We start from the raw sequence: 247 nt of genomic DNA, 5'->3' as shown, positions 1-247 counted from the left end.
GTGAGGTCGATGGTTCAAGTCCATTTAGGCCCATATGGGGAATTAGCTCAGCTGGGAGAGCACCTGCTTTGCAAGCAGGAGGTCATCGGTTCGATTCCGTTATTCTCCATTATCAACCGTAAGGTTGATAGAGCTTGTACTTTGAAAACTAAATACTATCTAATTTCTTTATTAACAAAACAATAAACCGAGAACACCGCGTTATTTGAGTTTTAATTAACGAATTATAATCGCTAACTCAATTAAT

1 tRNA gene is annotated in these 247 nt (G+C 38.1%); it reads left to right on the top strand.

The window, feature by feature from the left end:
• The first annotated feature begins 36 nt into the window (after positions 1-36).
• Positions 37-109 (top strand) — tRNA-Ala (locus LMB57_RS00430).
• Positions 110-247: the final 138 nt, after the last annotated feature.

Origin of the sequence: Limosilactobacillus secundus (assembly GCF_020784695.1) — a bacterium.
In the GTDB taxonomy this organism is placed as follows: Bacteria; Bacillota; Bacilli; order Lactobacillales; family Lactobacillaceae; genus Limosilactobacillus; species Limosilactobacillus reuteri_F.
The sequence above is the reverse complement of the archived record's forward strand: the minus strand, read 5'-3'. Positions and strand labels throughout refer to the sequence as shown.